Below are 5,033 nucleotides of genomic sequence, written 5' to 3'. Positions count from 1 at the left end.
TCGCCGTCCATTCGATGAAGGACGTAGAAACGATCCGCCCGGCGGAACTGGCGATCGCCGCCGTACTGCCCCGCGCCGACGTGCGCGACGTGCTGGTGGGCGCGGAAAGCGTCGCGGCGATCCCCCCCGGCGCGCGGGTGGGCACCAGCGCGCCGCGCCGGGCAGCGCAGATGCTCCACGCCCGGCCCGACCTTTCGATCGTGCCGTTCCGCGGCAACGTCGCCACCCGGCTCGCCAAGTTGCAGGCCGGCGAAGCCGACGTCACGCTGCTGGCCGCCGCCGGGCTCGCGCGGCTGAACCAGACGGGTGTAGGGCATCCGCTGCCCACCGATCACTGGCTTCCGGCTCCGGCGCAAGGCGCGATCGGCATCGAATGCCTGACCACGCGGCACGATCTGCGCGGCTGGCTGGCCGCGATAGATCACGCGCCGACCCATGCCGCCGTCCGCGCCGAACGCGCGCTGCTGCTGGCGCTGGGCGGCAACTGCCACAGCCCCATCGCGCTTCATACGCAGGCCGATGGCGATGGGCTGACGCTGCGCGCGGCGCTGTTCAGTCCAGACGGCGCGCTACGCGTGGAGGCGACGGAGCGCTTCTCCGCCGGCGACGAGGCAGCCCCCGCCCGCCTTGCCGACCGCCTGCTAGCCGAAGCGCCCGACGGCATCCGCGCCCACTTCCATGGCACGGCGCTGCACTGAACGGGACGGACAAGGCATGGCCGGCTTGCCGCTCATCGTGATCCGTCCCGAACCGGGTAACCGCGAAACCGTGGACCGCGCACGCGCCATGGGCATCGACGCGCGCGGCTTCCCCCTGTTCGAGGTCGCGCCGCTGTCATGGGATGCGCCATCACCCGATGGTTTCACGGGATTGCTCGCCGGGAGCGCCAACGTCTTCCGGCACGGCGGGCCAACGCTGGAGCCATTGCGCATCCTGCCCGTTCATGCCGTGGGCGCCGCCACGGCGGACGCGGCCCGCGCCGCCGGCTTCGAAGTCGCCCAAACCGGCTCCGGGGGGCTGCAACCCGTGGTGGAGCACTTGGCCGCCGGCCGGTATCTGCGCCTTGCCGGAGAGGAGCGCGTGCCGCTGCTGCAGCCGGCTGGAGTGTTGCTGGAAACGCGGGTGGTCTATGCCGTCCGCGCGCTCCCCTTGCCCCCGGCCTTGCAGACGATCCTGCGGGAAGGCGCGATCGTTGCGCTGCATTCCGGCGAAGCGGCGGGGCATTTCGCGAAAGAAACAACCGAATCGAATATAAACCATCGCGCCATCGCGATTGCCTGCCTTGCACCACGAATCGGCGAAATGGCGGGGAAAGGTTGGCTCAAGACCGGAATAGCGCCGGAAAGAACCGATCACGCGCTGCTGGCGCTGGCCTTGCAAATGTGCCAGACCGTGTGACATCGGGGCAACGGACAAACGAAAAAGTAAAATGCAGGATACGACAACCATGCAGCCGGGAAGCATTCCGCGCCGCGGACGGCGTGGCTGGACAACCGTTCTGGTCGGGCTGCTGTTACTCGTCGCTGTTTCCGTGGCCGTCGGCTGGCTGGCCTGGAAAAACGGGCTGCTGACGCTCGGCGCCAACGGCGTGAATTTCGGCCCTTCCCCCGCAGCGCCTGCCACGCCGTCAACACCGCTGCCGCTCGTCAGCGCCGGTGAAAGGGCCGCAAACGATGCCGCCGTGGCCGGAGCAACCGCCAAGCTCGCCGCGCTGGAACAGCGGCTGGCCGAACTCAACCAGCAAGCCTCTGCCGCATCGGGGCAGGCGACGCATGCGGAAGCGCTGCTGGCAGCCTTCGCCGCGCGCCGCGCCATCGAACGCGGCCAGCAGCTGGGCTATCTGGAAACACAGTTGCGCATCCGCTTCGGCGATAGCCAGCCCAATGCGGTGGACCGTGTGATCTCGGCGGCGGGCAAGCCCGTGACGCTGGGGTCGCTGTCCGAAGACTTCGAACGCCTGCGCCCCCAGTTGACCGGCGGTTCGCCCGATGAAGGCGGCTGGCAGTGGTTCAAGCGCGAGATGGGCAACCTGTTCGTGATCCGGCATGACGACATGCCCTCGCCCTCTCCCGAACGGCGGGTGGACCGCGTGCGCAGCTTCCTGGCCGGCAACCGCGTGGACATGGCGATCATCGAAGTGGAGCGGATGCCGGGCCACGATGCGGCAACCGAATGGCTGGCGCACGCGCGCGACTATGTGATGACCCAGCACGCGCTCGACCAGCTGGAAACCGCCGCGCTGGTCACGCCCACTCCGCCACCGCCCGCCACGATCGTTCCGTCACGGCCGATCCTGCCGCCGTCCGCGCCGCAACCGGCGGCGACAGCCTCTACCGGAACCGCGGGCTAGACCTCAGCCGCGCAGCAGTGCCGGCAAGGCCCCGCTCATCCCGCGCGCTTCGTCCATGAACCAGCGCTTGAGCGGCGCGGCGCGCTGCACGCCCGCCATGCCGAAGCGGCGGATCGCGCTGGGAATGCGCCCCGGAATGCCGAACAGGCGGGTCAGCACATCGGTCGCCGCCGCCACCATGAAGGTATCCGCCGCGCGCCAGCGCTCGTAGCGCGCCAGAAGCTGCGCGTCGCCCGCGTCCAGCCCCAGCCGCATACCATCGGACAGCACTTCCACCAGCGCCGCCACGTCGCGCAGGCCAACGTTGAGGCCCTGCCCCGCGATCGGGTGCATCCCGTGCGCCGCATCGCCCACCAGCGCCAGCCGCGTGTCCACGATCCGCGCGGTGTGGTGGAAGTTCAGCGGGTACGACGATCGCGGCGAAGCGAGGCGGATCTTCCCGAAGATGCCGTGCATCCGCTTTTCCACTTCGGACAGGAACGCGCTTTCGGGCAGAGCCAGCACGCCCGCCGCATCCTTTTCCGCCACGGTCCAGACCAGCGCGGAACGGTGCGTGCCGTCCGCTTCGTCCAGCAGCGGCAGCAGCGCGAACGGCCCTGCCGGATAGAACACTTCCCAGGCCACGTTCTCATGCGGCTTTTCGTGATAGAGCCCGGTGATGATCGCGCGGTGGCCATAGTCCCAGCGCGCGGGCGTGAACCCCGCCTCGTCGCGCGTGGGCGAACGGCGGCCCTCGGCGGCGACCAGCAACTGCCCCTTCAGCACGCGCCCGTCGGTCAGCGTCACCGCCACGCCATGTTCGTCGCGTTCTCGGGTGGCGACATGGGCGTTGGGCAGGAACGTGATCGCCTTCTCGCGCGCGGCGGCGGCATACATCGCGATGCGCAGATCGCGGTTGGCGTACATCCGGCCCAGCGAGCCATCGGCGGCGCCGGGGCGGAAATCGATCCGGCCCGGCTTCATGGCGTCGGTCACCGCAATGGCGTCGATGGGGCAGCCCTTGGCCGCGAGTTCCTCACCCATGCCGAGGTTGGTATAGAGGTTCCAGCTTGCCGTGGAGATGGCGGAGGCGCGGCCGTCGAATCCGTCGGCGGTCTGCGCCGCCGGGTCGGAGCTGTCCACCACCACGCTGGCGATGCCGGCCTGCGCCAGCCCGATCGCCAGCGTCATGCCGACAAGGCCTCCGCCCAGGATCACGACATCAGCCGTCACCGGTGGCATCTCCGGGGCCGTCATTGGGGCCATTTCAGATTCGCTTGCGCTCAACGATTCGCTCCGCATGTGTCACCCGGTCCAGCATCGAGATCGAGGCACCTTCCGTCAAATGCCCCCTCGGGCGCCTTGAGCGCGATCAAACCGGCGAGAGTCGGCGCGATATCGACCGTCTCGACGGGCCCCGGCTGCTCGAACGGCGTCATGCCTTTGCGCCAGAACAGGATCGGCACGCGCCGGTCATAGTCCCACGGCGATCCGTGCGTCGCCACATATCCCGGCCCCGGCTTGGCGATCGGCACCACGCCGCGCTTCAGCAGGACCAGCAGATCGCCTGACCGCGGCGCATAGTAAGAGGCGCGGGCACGCTGGATCAGCGACCACGTCTCGGGCGAGCCGGATGGCATCGGCGTCGCCGCGATTTCGGCGGCGGTGAACACGGCGGCCACCTGCGGATGCGCGGCGAACATCGCCCTGGCTTCCTCGGTGACGCGGGCCTTCTGCTCCGCCGTCAGATCCCGGCGCAACCAGATGTCGCCCGCCGGCCCGTCGGAACGGATCAGCCCCTTGGGATCGAGCCCCAGCTTTTCCGCGACCGCCTTGCCGATGGCATCGGGCTGGAGCGCGGCATCGACGCGCGTCACCTGCGGCATGGCCTGTTCATGCTGCCGCTCGGGCATATCGAACCCACCATGATCGGCGGTCAGCACCACGGCATAGTCGATCCCGCGCTTGTCCAGCCCGGCGAAGAAATCGCCCAGCGCCAGATCGAGCTGGTGGACCTGGATGCACATTTCCGCGCCCTGCGTGCCGGTGCCGTGGCCAATGTAGTCGGTGGCGGAAAGGCTCACCGCCAGCATGTCGGGCGCGCTGCCCTGCCCCAGCTTCTGTTCGTCGACCAGCTTCGTCGCCAGATCGAGCGTTGCGCGATCGAGGCGCGGCGAGACGCGAAAGCCGGTGGCATCGTCCTTCGCCAGCGGGAAGCGGCCGGTGCCGACCGTGGCGGTGCCGGCGGTGATCGCGCGGTCCTTCGCCACGCACCATGCCGGCAGATCGAACGCCGGCGCGCCGGCGGCCAGCACCTTGGCCACCGCCGCGTTCTCCGCCACCGCCGTCGGGCCGAGCGAACGGCCCTCCAGCGTGGTGAAGGCGTTGCCCTTCCACCAATAGACCTGATCGATCACATGGCCGCCCATCATCAGCGCGGCGCGGTCCTTGCCCGAAACCGCGACGTTGCGGCTGGCGGGGTTGGCCTGCTTCATCCGCTCGCCCAGCGTCGGCACCATCAGATGCCCCACCGAGGCGACGTAGTCCTTGGGATTCGCCGCCGTCCTGGTCTCGTCCTCGGCGCAATAGATCACCTTGTTGTCGCGCGCGGCGGACAGGTCGATCCAGTTGTTGGCGATGATCCCGGTGTGCGCCGGGCGATTGCCGGTCAGGATCGTGGAATGGCCGGGGCACGTCTCGGTCG

General features: G+C 69.3%; 5 protein-coding genes. 3 read left to right on the top strand and 2 right to left on the bottom strand.

Features of this window, described 5'->3' with window-relative positions; translation table 11 throughout:
- The 3 genes from hemC to B3547_RS21120 form a co-directional block, all read left to right on the top strand.
- Positions 1 to 698: hydroxymethylbilane synthase (hemC, locus tag B3547_RS21130; RefSeq protein WP_292966788.1), on the top strand; the 698-nt coding region annotated here is incomplete at its 5' end.
- A 16-nt stretch (positions 699 to 714) separates the two neighbouring features.
- Positions 715 to 1,398, top strand: a complete 684-nt coding sequence (locus B3547_RS21125) for a uroporphyrinogen-III synthase (RefSeq protein ID WP_292966786.1) — start codon at positions 715 to 717, stop codon at positions 1,396 to 1,398.
- Positions 1,399 to 1,429: 31 nt separating this feature from the next.
- The gene (locus tag B3547_RS21120; RefSeq protein WP_292966784.1) at positions 1,430 to 2,350 is read left to right on the top strand and encodes a hypothetical protein; all 921 of its coding nucleotides are present in this window, start codon (positions 1,430 to 1,432) and stop codon (positions 2,348 to 2,350) included.
- Positions 2,351 to 2,353: 3 nt separating this feature from the next.
- Here B3547_RS21120 and B3547_RS21115 read toward each other — a convergent pair whose 3' ends face one another.
- Both B3547_RS21115 and B3547_RS21110 read right to left on the bottom strand, forming a co-directional pair.
- Positions 2,354 to 3,571, bottom strand: a complete 1,218-nt coding sequence (locus tag B3547_RS21115; protein ID WP_125956880.1) for a UbiH/UbiF/VisC/COQ6 family ubiquinone biosynthesis hydroxylase — start codon at positions 3,569 to 3,571, stop codon at positions 2,354 to 2,356.
- 41 nt (positions 3,572 to 3,612) lie between these two features.
- Positions 3,613 to 5,033 (bottom strand): alkaline phosphatase family protein (locus B3547_RS21110; RefSeq protein ID WP_292966782.1); only part of this gene is annotated, 1,421 nt, incomplete at its 5' end.

This window comes from Novosphingobium sp. UBA1939 (assembly GCF_002336885.1).
GTDB lineage: Bacteria > Pseudomonadota > Alphaproteobacteria > Sphingomonadales > Sphingomonadaceae > Novosphingobium.
Note: the sequence above shows the minus strand (reverse complement) of the source record. Positions and strands in the feature narration are given on the sequence as shown.